This window comes from Streptomyces sp. NPDC005898 (genome assembly GCF_040629635.1).
Classification (GTDB): domain Bacteria; phylum Actinomycetota; class Actinomycetes; order Streptomycetales; family Streptomycetaceae; genus Streptomyces.
Window position 1 is genome coordinate 28,928 of record NZ_JBEXWC010000012.1, and the last position, 12,593, is coordinate 41,520.

12 protein-coding genes are annotated in these 12,593 nt (G+C 71.1%); 4 read left to right on the top strand and 8 right to left on the bottom strand.

Annotated features, from left to right (window positions below; all coding sequences use genetic code 11):
• The first annotated feature begins 35 nt into the window (after positions 1–35).
• On the top strand, positions 36–533 hold the full coding sequence (gene tamR, locus ABZ385_RS18020; protein WP_358579554.1) for a MarR family transcriptional regulator TamR: 498 nt from the start codon (positions 36–38) through the stop codon (positions 531–533).
• On the opposite strand, the gene ABZ385_RS18025 is transcribed toward tamR, so the two are convergent.
• On the bottom strand, positions 492–1,268 hold the full coding sequence (locus ABZ385_RS18025) for a response regulator transcription factor (RefSeq protein WP_358579556.1): 777 nt from the start codon (positions 1,266–1,268) through the stop codon (positions 492–494). The genes tamR and ABZ385_RS18025 overlap by 42 nt on opposite strands.
• A gap of 270 nt (positions 1,269–1,538) precedes the next feature.
• Here ABZ385_RS18025 and ABZ385_RS18030 point away from each other — a divergent pair, with 270 nt between their 5' ends.
• Positions 1,539–1,994, top strand: a complete 456-nt coding sequence (locus tag ABZ385_RS18030) for a GNAT family N-acetyltransferase (RefSeq protein ID WP_358579558.1) — start codon at positions 1,539–1,541, stop codon at positions 1,992–1,994.
• Here the strand turns inward: ABZ385_RS18030 and ABZ385_RS18035 are convergent.
• The 4 genes from ABZ385_RS18035 to galT form a co-directional block, all read right to left on the bottom strand.
• Complete coding sequence (locus ABZ385_RS18035) at positions 1,975–2,325, bottom strand: DoxX family protein (RefSeq protein WP_358579560.1); 351 nt, start codon at positions 2,323–2,325, stop codon at positions 1,975–1,977. The two genes, ABZ385_RS18030 and ABZ385_RS18035, sit on opposite strands and share 20 nt — an antisense overlap.
• 121 nt (positions 2,326–2,446) lie before the next feature.
• On the bottom strand, positions 2,447–3,601 hold the full coding sequence (gene galK, locus ABZ385_RS18040) for a galactokinase (RefSeq protein ID WP_358912123.1): 1,155 nt from the start codon (positions 3,599–3,601) through the stop codon (positions 2,447–2,449).
• A 3-nt stretch (positions 3,602–3,604) separates the two neighbouring features.
• A complete protein-coding gene (galE, locus tag ABZ385_RS18045; protein WP_358912125.1) occupies positions 3,605–4,564 on the bottom strand; it encodes a UDP-glucose 4-epimerase GalE in 960 nt (319 codons plus the stop codon).
• Complete coding sequence (galT, locus tag ABZ385_RS18050) at positions 4,561–5,652, bottom strand: galactose-1-phosphate uridylyltransferase (RefSeq protein WP_358579567.1); 1,092 nt, start codon at positions 5,650–5,652, stop codon at positions 4,561–4,563. The genes galE and galT overlap by 4 nt, the downstream gene beginning before the upstream one ends.
• A 228-nt stretch (positions 5,653–5,880) precedes the next feature.
• On the opposite strand from galT, the gene ABZ385_RS18055 reads away from it, so the two are divergent.
• Together ABZ385_RS18055 and ABZ385_RS18060 are read left to right on the top strand one after the other, a co-directional pair.
• Complete coding sequence (locus ABZ385_RS18055; RefSeq protein ID WP_358579569.1) at positions 5,881–7,566, top strand: sodium:solute symporter family protein; 1,686 nt, start codon at positions 5,881–5,883, stop codon at positions 7,564–7,566.
• A 12-nt stretch (positions 7,567–7,578) separates the two neighbouring features.
• Positions 7,579–7,863 carry a hypothetical protein gene (locus ABZ385_RS18060; protein WP_358579572.1) on the top strand — a complete coding sequence of 95 codons (285 nt, stop codon included), beginning with the start codon at positions 7,579–7,581 and terminating at the stop codon, positions 7,861–7,863.
• Positions 7,864–7,885: 22 nt separating this feature from the next.
• Here ABZ385_RS18060 and ABZ385_RS18065 read toward each other — a convergent pair whose 3' ends face one another.
• The 3 genes from ABZ385_RS18065 to ABZ385_RS18075 all read right to left on the bottom strand — a co-directional run bounded on the left by ABZ385_RS18065 (position 7,886) and on the right by ABZ385_RS18075 (position 12,533).
• Positions 7,886–8,617 carry a LuxR C-terminal-related transcriptional regulator gene (locus ABZ385_RS18065; protein ID WP_358912127.1) on the bottom strand — a complete coding sequence of 244 codons (732 nt, stop codon included), beginning with the start codon at positions 8,615–8,617 and terminating at the stop codon, positions 7,886–7,888.
• A 222-nt stretch (positions 8,618–8,839) separates the two neighbouring features.
• The gene (locus ABZ385_RS18070) at positions 8,840–10,726 is read right to left on the bottom strand and encodes a PQQ-binding-like beta-propeller repeat protein (protein ID WP_358579577.1); all 1,887 of its coding nucleotides are present in this window, start codon (positions 10,724–10,726) and stop codon (positions 8,840–8,842) included.
• 61 nt (positions 10,727–10,787) lie between these two features.
• Positions 10,788–12,533: a PQQ-binding-like beta-propeller repeat protein gene (locus tag ABZ385_RS18075; protein WP_358912129.1), complete on the bottom strand. Its 1,746-nt coding sequence runs from the start codon at positions 12,531–12,533 to the stop codon at positions 10,788–10,790.
• Positions 12,534–12,593 lie beyond the last annotated feature (60 nt).

Here is a 12,593-nt window from a genome sequence, read left to right on the forward strand (position 1 = left end):
GACTTCACATCGACAGACCCCCTACACTGATCGTCATGGAGGACGAGGTCGATCGGCTGGTCGCGGCGTGGCGCAGAGAGCGCCCGGACCTCGACGTGGAACCACTTGAGGTGCTCAGCCGCGTGAGCAGGCTGGCGCGGCACCTCGACCGGGCCCGCCGGCTGGCGTTCGCCGAGCACAATCTGGAGCCGTGGGAGTTCGACGTCCTGACGTCGCTGCGGCGCGCGGGCGCGCCCTACCAGCTCTCCCCCGGCCAGCTCCTGACGCAGACCCTGGTGACGTCCGGCACGATGACCAACCGCATCGACCGCCTCGCGAAGAAGGGCCTCGTCGAGCGGCTGCCCGACCCGAGCGACCGGCGCGGCGTGCTCGTGCGGCTCACCGCCGAGGGCAGGGACCGCGCGGACCAGGCCCTGGCCGGCCTGCTGGCGCAGGAGCGGGCGATCCTCGCGGAGCTGTCCCGCGCCCAGCGGGGCGAACTAGCGGGACTGCTACGCCAGTTGACCGCCCCGTTCGACAACATCCCCGGCTAGGTCGACCGGCCCGACGCCCGCGCGCCGGGCGAGCGCGACGGCCGCGAGCGTGGAGTGCACGCCGAGCTTTCCCAGCACGTTCTGCATGTGGGTGCGCACGGTGTGCGGGGAGAGGAAGAGGCGCTCGGCGACGGCCTTCCTGCCCAGGCCCGCCACCATGCAGCGCAGCACCTCGCGCTCGCGCGGGGTCAGCGACTCCACCAGGCGCTCGGACTCGGTGCGGTGCTTGCGGGCGGCGGTCAGCTCGCGCAGGACGCCGGTGAGCAGGGCGGGCGGCAGATGCGTCTCGTCCCGCAGCACGCCCCGGATGACCGTCAGGAGCCGGGAGAGCGAACAGTCCTTGGCGACCCAGCCGCAGGCACCCGCCTGCAGCGCGAGGGCGGCGCGGCGCGGATCGTCCTTCTCGGCGAGCACCACGGTCCGCACGGCGGGCTGGCCGGACCGGACGCCCGCGACCAGGGAGATCCCGTCGACGAGCCCCTCGGCGTTGCCGTCCTGGACGGGGACCGCCGGCCTGGCGCCCTGGAGGGCGCTCGCGGTGGCCCCGAGGTCGGCGTCGACGAGCAGCACGTCGTACCGCCGGCCTTCGGCGACCGCCCGCTCCAGGCAGCGCAGCGCGGCGGGCCCGCTCCCGGCGGCGGACACCTCCACGTCGGCCTCGGCCGCCAGCGCGGCGGCCAGCGACTCGGCGAAGATGCGATGGTCGTCCACGACCAGTACTCGGATGCGAACCACGAAAACCCCCTTCCCCGCGCTCCCGCAAGGAGCAGGGGATACCCCCGTCGAATACGTCGGGAAACGATCGGAGCGGGTACGGCGCCCGGAACAGGGGTCGGCGCAGTGGCACGGCCGCCGCCGCGCGGTCACCGCCTCCCCCATGCCGGGCGTCGTACCCGACTGTCACGCCCCCTGATCGGCGCCGGCCCCCACCGGCACTGTCCTTCAGAGTAGGGCCGCACGCCTGGAGCGGAAGGTGATTTGCAGAACTGATTGCCCGGCGCGTTTATGGTGAGCCGTATGTTTCGTATGGAGACAGGAGTCGACAAAGAGCGGCTTGCTCTGCTTCGTTCGCGGCTCGCCGCGACGAACACGGCGGCGTCCCCGGCGATCCGCGCCCTGCGCGGCACGGTCGACGACGAGGAAGTCCCCCTGGCTCTGTGGGCGTTGGACGCGTCGGGCGGCCTCGCGGCCGGTCTGGCCGCGTACACCTGGGCCCGCTGGCTCCACGTCGACCTCCTGTGGGTCGACGACCGCCACCGCGGGGCGGGCCTCGGCTCCCGGCTGCTCGCCGAGGCGGAGCGCGTGGCCCACCAGGAGCGGGGCTGCCTCAACTCCCGCGTGGAGACCTGGGACTTCCAGGCACCGGGCTTCTACCGCAACCAGGGATACGACCTGGTGTGCGTGATCCCCGACTACCCCGAGGGCGTCAAGGAGTTCACGCTCACCAAGCGGCTGGGGTGAGCACCAGGGCGCCGACGACCGGCGCCGCGTAGATCAGGGGGAAGGGGATGTGCGCGTACCAGCGGGCCCGCACCACGGCGATCACGGCCCCGGTGAAGTACAGCACCAGGCCGATCGCGGCGGCGACCCCGACGAACGGCACGAACAGGCCGACCACCAGGCCCGCGGCGCCCGCGGCCTTGGCGGTGCCGAGCCAGGGCAGCCACGCCATGGGGATGCCGTAGTCGGCCATGGGGCCGACGACCCACTTCGAGCGCAGGAAGACCGAGGAGGCCGAGAAACCGGTCGTCGCGGCGGCCAGCAGGGTGATGACGACGTGTGCGGTGGACATCGAAGGGGCTCCTCGTCGGGCAGTCGCCGGTGCGCCCTCGCGCCCCGGCCGGGGTCGTTCACTGCCATGACGAACCGCTTCGCGAAAGTGTGACCGCACGGCGGGACCTGTTCGCGGCCGCCTACTTCTCCCGGCGCGCCCCCGCCGACGCGACCGCCGGGAAGACGCGCGGCGCCGTGCGGCCGGCCGCGGTGAAGGCCGTGCGGATCGCCTCGGTCACCGCGTCGGTGTCGGCGCTCTCCACCAGGACGATCGCGGAGCCGCCGAAGCCGCCGCCGGTCATCCGGGCGCCGTGCGCGCCCGCCGTGTTCGCGGTGCTCACCACCAGGTCCAGCTCCGGGCAGGAGATGCGCAGGTCGTCGCGGAGCGAGGCGTGTCCCTCGGTGAGGACGGGGCCGATCGCGCGCACGTCACCGGCGTCCAGGAGGCCGATGACCCGCTCGACGCGGTGGTTGTCGCGGACGACGTGGCGGACGTAGCGGCGGACCTTCTCGTCCGTGAGCCGCTCCAGGGCGGCGGGCAGGTCCTCGTACGCGATGTCGCGCAGGTGGCCGACGCCGAGGGCGGCGGCGCCCGCCTCGCACCCGGCGCGGCGCTCCGCGTAGGCGCCGTCGCCGAGGGCGTGCTTGACGCGGGTGTCCACGACGAGCAGCCGCAGCCCCTCGGCCGCGAGGTCGAAGGAGACCTGGCGCAGGGTCAGGTCGCGGCAGTCCAGGTGCAGGGCGTGGCCCTCGGCGCCGCACGCCGAGGCCATCTGGTCCATGACGCCGCAGGGCACGCCGACGAAGGCGTTCTCGGCGCGCTGGGCGAGGACGGCCAGTTCGGGCCGGGTGAGCCCGAGCCCGAACAGTTCGTCGAGGGCGAGCGCGGTGACGACCTCCAGGGCGGCCGACGAGGAGAGGCCGGCGCCGGTCGGGACCGTGGAGGCCAGGTGCAGGTCCGCGCCCGTGACGGCGTGCCCGGCCTCCCGCAGGGCCCAGACGACCCCGGCGGGGTAGGCGGCCCAGCCTCCGTCGGACAGCGGGGTCAGCTCGTCGACGCGCAGTTCGGCGAGCGGGGCGTCGATGTCCGCGGAGTGCAGCCGCAGGACGCCGTCGGTGCGCGGGGAGACGGCGGCGACGGCGGTGTGCGGGAGGGCGAGCGGCAGCACGAAGCCCTCGTTGAAGTCCGTGTACTCGCCGATGAGGTTGACGCGGCCGGGGGCCGACCAGACGCCGTCCGGCGCGTACCCGTACAACTTCTCGAACTGCGCGCCGACTTCGGCTGCCGTGGTCATCAGTTACCCCTTTCGCCGGGCGAACGCCCAGGCGTCGGCGACGATGCCCGCGAGGTCCGGGCGGGACGGGTGCCAGCCGAGCTTCTCGCGCGCGGTGGCGGCGGAGGCGACGAGCACCGCCGGGTCGCCGTCGCGGCGCGGGGCCATCACCTCGGGGATGGGGTGCCCGGTGACCTGGCGGACGGTCTCGATGACCTGGCGCACGGAGAAGCCGTTGCCGTTGCCGAGGTTGCAGATCAGGTGCTCGCCGGGGGTGGCGGCCCCGAGGGCGAGGAGGTGGGCCTCGGCGAGGTCGGCGACGTGGATGTAGTCGCGTACGCAGGTGCCGTCGTCGGTGGGGTAGTCGTCGCCGTAGACGCTGATCGCCTCGCGCCTGCCCTGGGCCACCTGGAGGACCAGCGGGATGAGGTGCGACTCGGGGTCGTGGCGCTCGCCGTACTGCCCGTAGGCGCCCGCGACGTTGAAGTAGCGCAGCGAGACGGCGGCCAGCCCGTGGGCGGTGGCCTCGCCGGTGATCATGTGGTCGACGGCGAGCTTCGAGGCGCCGTAGGGCGAGGTGGGGGCGGTCGGGTCGCTCTCCGTGATGGGGGTGCTCACCGGTTCGCCGTAGGTCGCGGCGGTGGAGGAGAAGACGAGCCTGCGCACGTCCGCGTCGCGCATGGCGGCGAGCAGGGCCATGGTGCCGCCGACGTTGTTGTCCCAGTACTTCTCGGGCTTGGCGACGGACTCGCCGACCTGCGAGAAGGCGGCGAAGTGCAGGACGGCGTCGAAGGAGGGGTCCAGCCATTTGGCGGCGTCGCGGATGTCGCCCTCGATGAAGGCGGCGCCCGCGGGGACGCCCTCGCGGAAGCCCGTCGAGAGGTTGTCGAGGACGCTCACCTCGTGGCCGGCCTCGACCAGGTGCTGGGCCACCACGCTTCCGACATAGCCCGCTCCGCCGGTGACCAGGTACTTACCGCTCATGAAGTCGCTACCTCTCGCAGTCGCTCGGCCGCGGTTTCCGGCGGCACGTCGTTGATGAACACGCTCATGCCGGATTCGGAACCCGCGAGGAACTTCAGCTTGCCCGAAGTGCGGCGGATCGTGAAAAGTTCGAGGTGGAGGGCGAAGTCGTCCCGGTTGATGCCGTCATGTCCCGCCAGGCCGGTGAAGGGCGCCTGGTGCCAGGCCGAGATGTACGGGGTGGGCGGCTGCCCCTCGCCTTCTCTCCCGCCCCCGCCGCCCGGACCCTCGAAGATCCGGTCGAAGCGGCGCAGCAGCTCCAGATAGATCCGCGGGAACTCCGCGCGCGCCTCCTCGCCGAGCGCGAGCAGGTCGGGCACCCGGCGCCTGGGGTAGAGGTGCACCTCGTAGGGCCAGTGCGCGGCGTACGGCACGAACGCCACCCAGTGCTCGCCCGCCAGGACGACCCGCTCGCCCGCGCTCTCCTCGGCGAGGATGTCGTCGAAGAGGTTGCGGCCGCCGGACGCCTCCTTGAAGGCGGCGAGCGAGCGCAGCATCAGGTCGGTGCGGGGCGTGACGAACGGATAGGCGTAGATCTGGCCGTGCGGGTGGCCGAGGGTCACGCCGATCTCGGCGCCGCGGTTCTCGAAGCAGAACACCTGCGCCACGGAGGGCAGCCGGGACAGTTCGGCGGTCCGGTCGACCCAGGCCTCCAGGACGAGGGCGGCCTGCTCGGGCGTGAGGTCGGCGAAGGACGCGTCGTGGTCGGAGGTGAAGCAGACCACCTCGCAGCGGCCCGCGTCGCCCGCGAGCGAGGGGAAGCGGTTCTCGAAGACCGCCACGTCGTAGGAGGAGTCGGGGATCTCGCTGAGCCGGTCCCCGGCGCTGGGGCACAGGGGGCACTCGTCGGCCGGCGGGTGGTAGGTGCGGCCCTGACGGTGGGAGGCGATGGCCACCGCGTCGCCCAGCAGGCGGTCCGCGCGGACCTCCGACGTGGTGGAGACGGGCCCGAGCGGGCGCCGGTCGACGGCCTCGCGGACCGTGTCGTCGCGCACGTCGTAGTAGATGAGCTCACGACCGTCGGCGAGACGGGTCGAGGTCTTCTTCACGTCCGGGGCTCCTCACCACCACCTACCCAACAGAACCGAACATAACAAACCACAAGGCAACAGCTACGTCAACGCCGGTCACCCCCTGTGCCCACCCCGTGCTCCCGTGCGGCACCGAAAGCGCTGTCGATCACAATCAAACAAAGAACACCAACAGAACTGTTCAGTTATCGAGGCAAGGGGCGTAGGTTCCGTCTGATCCGTTCGCGCAACGAAGCGAGTTCACCCATGCAGTCCCCCACACAAACCCTGGCCGAGGGACTTCGGCTGCCCACCAACGGCCTCGACTACGCGATCCTCGCGATCTACTTCGCCGTGGTCCTCGGCATCGGCTTCGCCGCCCGGCGCTCCGTGAAGACCAGCCTCGACTTCTTCCTCTCGGGCCGCTCCCTGCCCGCCTGGGTCACCGGTCTCGCCTTCGTCGCCGCGAACCTCGGCGCCACCGAGATCCTCGGCATGGCCGCCACCGGCGCCCAGTACGGCGTCGCCGTCGTCCACTGGTACTGGATCGGCGCCATCCCGGCCATGGTCTTCCTCGGCCTGGTCATGATGCCGTTCTACTACCGCAGCAAGGTCCGCTCCGTCCCGGAGTTCCTGCTCCAGCGCTTCGACAGGTCGGCGCACCTGCTCAGCTCGGCGCTCTTCGCCTTCGCGGCGATACTCATCGCGGGCGTCAACCTCTACGCCCTGTCGATCGTGGTCGAGGCGCTGCTGGGCTGGCCGCAGTGGGTGGCGATCGTCGTCGCCGGCCTGTTCGTGCTCGCGTACATCACCATCGGCGGCCTCTCCTCGGCGATCTACAACGAGGTGCTCCAGTTCTTCGTGATCCTCGCCGCGCTCATCCCGATCTGCGTCATCGGCCTGAAGAAGGTCGGCGGCTGGGACGGCCTGAGCGGCTCCATCGAGAAGCAGCACGGCGGCGACTTCCTCACCGCCTGGGGCGGCACCGGCATCGGCGACGCCAACCCGCTCGGCGCCAACTGGCTGACCATCATCCTCGGCCTCGGCTTCGTGCTCTCCTTCGGCTACTGGACGACCAACTTCGCCGAGGTGCAGCGCGCCCTGTCCGCGAAGAACCTCTCCGCCGCCCAGCGCACCCCGCTGATCGCCGCCTTCCCGAAGATCTTCATCGTCTTCCTGGTGATGATCCCGGGCCTGATCGCCGCCGTCCTCGTCCCGAAGATCGGCACGCCGGGCTCCGACCTGACGTACAACGACGCGATCCCGTACCTGATGCAGGAACTGCTGCCCAACGGCGTCCTCGGCATCGCGGTCACCGGTCTGCTCGCCGCGTTCATGGCGGGCATGGCGGCGAACGTCTCCTCCTTCAACACCGTCTTCACCTACGACATCTGGGCGAAGTACGTGATCAAGGGCCGCGAGGACGGCTACTACCTGAAGTTCGGCCGGCTCATCACGGCCATCGGGGTGCTCGCCTCGATCGGCACGGCGTTCATCGCCTCCTCGTTCTCCAACATCATGGGCTACCTCCAGACCCTCTTCTCCTTCTTCAACGTCCCGATGTTCGTCGTCTTCATCATCGGCATGTTCTGGAAGCGGGCCTCGATGAAGTCCGGCGTGTGGGGGCTGGTCGCGGGCACCACCGCCGCGATGGTCAACTACTTCTGGATCTACAAGCAGGGCGTCGTCGACATCCCGACCGACCAGGGCGCCAACTTCGTCTCGGCCATCGTCGGCTTCGTCGCCGGTGCGCTCGTCATGGTCGTCGTCACCCTGTTCACCGCGCCCAGGCCGGAGGCCGAACTGGCCGGTCTGGTCTACGGAACGGCCTCCCCGGGCCTGGAGGACGAGGGTGCCGAGGCCGGTGACGACGCCTGGTACCGCAAGCCGGCGCTGCTCGGCTGGGGCGCCGTCGTCCTCGCCGCCGCCTGCTACCTGCCGTACTCGCTCTAAGGACCACACACCATGTCAGAGCTGCACAACGAAGTCTCCGACCTCGAGCGCAAGTCCGCGACAGCCGCCCGCCTCTTCGACATCCGGCGCATCATCGGCGGCCTGTTCGTCGTCTACGGGATCATCGTGACGATCGCCGGGATCACCGCGTCCGACGCCGACCTGGAGAAGGCCGAGCACATCAACATCAACCTGTGGACGGGCCTCGGCATGCTCGCCCTCGGGCTCTTCTTCCTCGGCTGGCTGTGGCTGCGCCCCCTGGCGGCGCCCGCCGGGACACCGGCCGACGACGCGTAACCGCCGCCCGAGGGGCCCGGGTTCACCGCGGTGGCCCGGGCCCCAGCCGCGTGTCCGTGCTCTCGGCGCTCTCCGTGTGCGCCGAGGCGGGGCGCTCGGCGCGGTCCAGCAGGCCCGTGCGCGCCGCGAGCGCGGCGGCCTCCAGACGCGAGCCGACCCCCAGCTTCATCAGCACCCGCTGCACATGGGTGCGCGCCGTGCTCGGCGCTATGCCCATCCCGGCCGCGATCAGCCGGGTGTCCTCGCCGTCCGCCACCCGCACCAGGACCTCGACCTCGCGGGGCGTAAGCATCTGCAGCAGGCGCTGCCCCTCGTCGTCGGGCTGCGCGGCCGGGTTCAGCAGCTCGCCGAAGGCCCCTTGCAGCAGCGGCGGCGCGACGGCGGCCTCCCCGGCGCGCGCCTTCATGATGGCGCGCTCCACTCCTTCGATGCGCTCGTCGTGGCGTACGTAGCCGGAGGCGCCGGCGGCGAAGGCGGCCGCAATCCCGCGCGGACTGGGCACCGGTCCGAGCACCAGGACCGCCACCTGCGGGCGCTCCCGCTTGATCTTGACCACGGGATCGAACATGCCCGGCTCCGCGGGCGTGGCCGTGCCGAGGAGACAGACCTCCGGCGCCCTGCTGATGACCAGCTCGGCCGCGCCCGCCGGGGGCGCGGCGGCGGCGAGCACCCGGTGCCCGCGCAATTTCAGCGCCGAGGCGAGCGCCTCGGCGAGCAGCCGGTGATCGTCGACCACCATGAGCCGCACACCCATAGAAACCCCCCAGTTCCCGCAGGCCCCCCGGCCTTTCATGCCCCGGAAGCTACACGCTTGTTCGACGTTGCGCGCCCCCTACCCGCCAGATGCGGCCCGGAATGCCGAAAGCCGTGCCCTTGGGGGGCGAGGGGGAGTACGGGGCGGCGCGACGACGACGGCGACCGCCCCCTCGTGCGTCGAGGAGACGGCCGCCGTGCGGTCGCGCGGGTGCGGCGGGGGCTACTTGGCGACGAAGCCGAGCGCGACGTACTGCTTCTCGCCCTTGGTGTAGGGCCTGCTCAGCAGCTTCTTGCCGATGAACAGGCGGCCTTCGGCGTACAGCAGTTCGTTCGACTTGGGCACCATGCCGCTGATCGCGTCGGTGACCGCCTCGGAGGAGGGGGTCTCCAGGAGCTTGGTCTCCTTCATGGTCTTGCCGTCGAGCGAGACGACCTGGGCGCCCTTCTGGTAGCCGTGTGCCTTGTACGCGAGGACGTTGCCGCCGTCCATGCGGATCGGGAAGATCTCGCCGTTGTCGCCGGCGACGGCGCGGTCACTGGTGGGCTTCCCGGTGGCCAGCGAGAAGGAGACGATCTCGTTGGTGCGGTTGTAGCTCTCGCCGCTGCCGTCGTGCTGGCGGGTCGGGACGTACAGCCGGTCGTTGCCGACGGTGATCGACGTGCAGTCGTTGACCACGTTGACGCCGCAGTCGTGATCGTACTTGCCCTCCTCCAGCGAGATCTTCGCCCGCAGCTTGCCGTTGCCGCCGAGGGAGAAGACGTCGGTGGCACCGCTCGCCGTGATCTCGGTGGTGTCCTGGCCGAAGACGACCGGGTTCGTCGAGATGATCTTGGCGTTGTCGATGCCGTCGGCCAGCGGGTACGTCCACTTGGCGTTGCCGGTCTTCGCGTCCAGGAGCTGGATCTTCAGCTTCTCGTCGCCGTACGTGCCGCACTTGCGGACCGCGACCAGCTGGTCGCCGCCGGCGTAGCCGACGTCCTCGCACTTGCCGACCTTCGGCTTCCACAGGGACTTGCCGCTCACGTCCCAGGCGGCGCCGCCGTTGCTGGTGCCCGCGCCGGCGGCGATCGTGGTGCCGGAGATGGTGACCTCCTTGAAGGTCGCCTTCATGCCGCTGGTCTCGACGGTCTCCGTCCAGAGCTTCTTGCCGGACTTCAGGTCGACCGCGGAGACGTTGGTGCAGCTCTGGTAGTCACCCTTCTTGTTCCGCTTGGCCTCCTCGGTGACGACCGCGGCGATGCCGTCCTCGGTCATCTCCTTCGACATGGCGCAGGTCTGGCCGGAGAGCGGGATCGACCACTTCTCCTTGCCGGTGTCCGGGTCGTAGCCGTTCAGCTCGTTGACGCCCGCCTTGACGTAGGTGTCGTCGGTCAGCAGCGAGCCGGGGGCCTGCCAGATCTGGTCCTTGGGGACCTCCGGCTGGGGCAGCTGCAGGGCGACCTTGGCGGTGGGATCGGCCGGGGCCTTCTCCTTGGCCGGGCCGCCCTGCGGGACGTCGGTGCCGCCCTTGCCGCCCTTGCCCTTCTTGCCGCCCTTGCCGTCGGACTCCTGCGCGGTGTTCTTGGAGTCGTCGTCCTTGCCCGCGGCGTACAGCACGCCGCCGCCGACGATCAGCGCGATCGCGACGACCGCCGCGACGATGATCGCCATCTGCCCGCTGAACTTCTTGCCGCCGCCGGGACCGGAGCCGCCGGGCTGCGGCTGCATCGGCATGGTGGGCGGCTGCTGGTAGCCCTGCTGGTACTGCTGGTACGCGGCCTGCTGGTACTGCGGCTGGGCGGGCTGGGTCGGGTAGCCGTAACCCTGCGGCGCCTGAGGCGGCTGCGGTGCCTGAGGCGCTTGCGGGTAGCCGTAGGTGGGCCCGCCGGCCGGGGGTGCCTGCGGCGGCGGTCCGGCGGGCGCCGGGGGCGCGGCGGGCGGCGGCGTCTGGGGGGCCGGCGGCTGCTGCGGGTAGCCGTACGAGGGCTCCGGGGCCTTGCCGAAGCCGACGGGCGGAGGGTCCTGCGGGGCTCCGAAACCACCGGCCGGCGGTTCCTGGGGCGGGCCGAAGCCGCCCTGCGGGGGCTCGTTCGGCGGCTGCTGCGGGGGCTGGGGCGGCTGGGTCATGACGTGGTGTATTCCTTGGGGACGCGGAGGGAGGAGAGGGTGAACCGGGCTGGGGACGCGCTCACTTGCCGTAGGCGAGCATCAGCTTCGCCGGGCCCGAGATGCTGCCCGTGAGACTGGTGGTGGAGATGTAGAACCGCCCGTCCACGTAGTCGACGTCCTTCGAGTAGAAGCCGCTCTCGATCTGCGCGGTGCCCTGCGGATGCCGCAGCAGGGTGCTCGGCTTGTGCGAGCCCGAGGTGGCGATGGAGACGACCCGGCCGCCGGCGCTGTACGACGGCTCGACGTAGGCGATCAGCTCGCCGTCCGACAGCTTCAGCGGGTACATCCGGTCGTCCAGCGGCGACTTGACGCGCCAGGCCTCCTTGCCGGTGGCCAGGCTGACGGCGACGATCTCGTTGGCGCCCTTGTCGTCGGTCGGCAGATAGAGGTTCTTGTCGTCGTTCGCCACGCCCAGGCAGCCGCCCAGTTCACGGTCGAGGATCGAAGTGCCGCAGTCGGGCGCGAAGTTGTCGGCCACGTCGACCTCGGAACGCGTCTCGGAGCTGTTCTCCTTCAGCACCGAGATGTTCCACTTCTTCTTCTCCTCGTTGCGGAGGTAGACGATCGTCGGGCTCGTCCCGTAGAGCTTGCGGACGCGCCAGCCCTTGGGGAACTTCTTGGTCCACAGGGCCTTGCCGGTCTTCGGGTCGAGCTGCTGGAGCTCGTCGTGCTCCTGGGGGGTGCTCGCGCCGCAGGACAGCGCCGTGAAGATCTTGCCGTCCCCGCCGGTGAACCCGCTGGGGAAGCAGGTGCCCTCTTCCTTCTTGTCCACGACGTAGAGCTTCTTGCCGTCGCTCATGCGCAGGGCCGTGCCGGACTGGTCGCGGCCGACCATCAGCACGTCGCCGACGAGGACGAGGTTGCTCTGCATGGAGAAGTCGAACAGGCCCTCCTCCTTGACCGACCTGCCCCAGCCCTTGTCCCCGGTCTTCAGGTCGATGACCTGGAGCTGGTTGCACTTGGCGTTGCTCTTGGCGCTGTCCTTGTAGGCGATGACGATCTTGCCGTCGTCGGTGGCCGCCCGGGTCGCCGCGCAGATCTTCTGCGGGAACTCGATGGCCGGCCACGCCGTTTTGCCGGTCTGCGCGTCGTAGGCGAAGAGCTGCTTGTAGGCGGCCTTGACCGCGGTGTCGCCCTGGATCCACATGCCCGGGCCGTCGGCTCCGGAGCCGGGCACCTTGGGCGCCTCCTTGTACCAGAGGACCTTCGCCTCGCCCGGCTTGCGGCCTTCGTTGAGGTCTTCCTTGCCCTCGTCGCCGTCGCCGTCGCCGGTACCGGGGTTGACGGGCGCGGAGGTGGTCGGCTTCGGGTCCTTGTTCTTCGCCTCGGACTTCTTCTTCCCGCCGTCGTCGTCACCGCCGACGACGGCCCAGGTGACACCGCCGGCGACGAGCAGCGCGGCCACGGCCGCGGCGGCGATCACCAGGAGCTTGTTGCGCTTGCCGTTGCCGCCGCCGGGGCCGGGCCCGGGGCCGCCCGGTCCGGCCGGGAACTGCGGCTGCGTGGGCGGCTGCTGGGGGTAGCCGTACGAGGGCGGGGCGCCGTAGGGGCCGGGCTGCTGCGGCTGGCCGTAGGGGCCGGGCTGCGGCGGCGGGCTGTACGGGCCGGGCCCGGCGGGCTGGGTCGGCTGCGCGTACGGGTTGTCGGCCGCGGGCGGCGGGGTCTGCGGATAGCCGTACCCCGGCTGCGCGGGCGGCTGCCCCGGTGGCGGATCCTGCGGAGCTCCGAAACCGCCGTGCGGCGGCTGGTTGGGCGGCTGAGTCATCAGCGCTTCCCCCTTCACTGATTTTCGGCACGCCAAATGGTGCTCAGGTCAGCCTTTCTA